A 1519-nucleotide genomic window follows, 5' to 3' on the forward strand; every position below is an offset into this window, starting at 1 on the left:
TGAAGCTGCGAAACGGGGCGTAGGTGCAGGAGTAAACCAGCTACCGGATATGGGCATGTTTACTATGTATGGCACGTTAAACGTTTTTTCAGCCATTAATATTGCGGGTAAAAAACGAGTAATGGAGGGCTCGGCCACCGTCTCAATGAGCAATGGCGTTGGAACATTTACCCTTCCTTTGGCATTTGCAGCAGAGGGTTTTACTTTCATAGCTCAGGATATAGGACAGGGCGTATATACCCTTTCCTGCCAGCCTTACAACACTAATAAAGTGACGATGTACGCGAAATCTGCAGGTGTGGATGCTAATGGCGTCATTTACTTTAAATTCTTAGCGATGGGGTCTATCTGATATGTTCTATTCAAATGAATCAGGATTTACCCTCCAACAAGTGCATGAAGACCAGAAAGAAATCCCAGATTCATACTGGGAAGAGATGGTTATTGGGCAGGCTCAGGGGAAAGTTATCAGTACGGATCAGCAAGGTTTGCCGTATCTGGCTGATCCTCCACCGTTAACAAATGAGCAACTGGCTCTTATTGCTGAGGCCACAAAGGCTAATTTGATGGCAGAAGCGACTAGAGTTATAGCTCCATTAGAAGATGCCCAGAAGTACGCAATGGCAACGGCTGAAGAATTATCAAGTTTAGAGGCGTGGCAGAAATACAGGGTCATGCTCTTTCGGGTAAATACCTCTTCAGCACCCGATATTGAATGGCCAATCACGCCGAAAACATAACGCTTCAGCGGTGCTCAGGGAAAAATTTGAAGCCTGGTGAGCACAGCCATTTCAATTTGTGAGGGTAAGTATTATCTGTAGTAGTTAGCATGAACACTATTAAGGATAATAACCGGCCTCACCGCTCGAAAAATTCAATGGCGCGTCATTATCCGTGACGTATACATGCAAAGAATCTGGATATGTCACGGTAATATTTCCTTTTGCAAATTCGAATCCCGATGCTCCCCAGATAATAGCCCGTCGCAGGAATTCCTCTGCGGCGGGAGATACCTCAACTGAATCCTGCGGCTTTTCCATCGCCTTTAAAAAAAAGCCCATCTCTGTCGGACTGAAATAAAGATTTGCCATATCAATACCCCGTAGATTCAAAGTGAATGGTAGGTGCCTCACCAGGAATGTTTGTCGTATAAGCAACGGTGAAGCGCGTTTTTGAAACATCGTTGCCGGTATCAGTATCTCTGTGAACGGCTACGGACCTGCCCGCCATCGATCCCTGCGTTGTATAGGAAGGACTGGCGAGCGTCGCGAGCGTAGACACCTGCGCACCCGGATACTGCCTTGGAAAAGCAACGCGATAATAGTGAGTATAAAAATCCACGCCAGCGATGGTCTGTTTATTGAAGCTGCCGACGGGTGCCAGCGTGACGGTGCCAAACTGCCTGATCATGCCATTGGGCAGCACTGACCAGCCGTTCTGCCCATTGCGCGAATAGCCGAAGGCGGACATATCAGGCAGTTGCTTATCACCGGTCCCGACATCGCGTTTTGCAGCTTCG

General features: G+C 47.6%; 2 protein-coding genes and 2 pseudogenes. 2 read left to right on the top strand and 2 right to left on the bottom strand.

Annotated features, from left to right (window positions below; all coding sequences use genetic code 11):
• Positions 1-352 (top strand): annotated as a pseudogene (locus tag MWH02_RS23005) (hypothetical protein); the annotation flags it as partial.
• Position 353: 1 nt separating this feature from the next.
• Entirely contained in the window at positions 354-740 is a 387-nt protein-coding gene (locus tag MWH02_RS23010) for a tail fiber assembly protein (protein WP_271461519.1), read from the top strand.
• A gap of 99 nt (positions 741-839) precedes the next feature.
• Here the strand turns inward: MWH02_RS23010 and MWH02_RS23015 are convergent, their stop codons facing one another.
• Positions 840-1091 carry a hypothetical protein gene (locus MWH02_RS23015; protein WP_271461520.1) on the bottom strand — a complete coding sequence of 84 codons (252 nt, stop codon included), beginning with the start codon at positions 1089-1091 and terminating at the stop codon, positions 840-842.
• A gap of 1 nt (position 1092) precedes the next feature.
• Positions 1093-1519: pseudogene (locus tag MWH02_RS23020) on the bottom strand (hypothetical protein); the annotation flags it as partial.

Source organism: Pantoea leporis (assembly GCF_028048155.1).
In the GTDB taxonomy this organism is placed as follows: Bacteria; Pseudomonadota; Gammaproteobacteria; order Enterobacterales; family Enterobacteriaceae; genus Pantoea; species Pantoea leporis.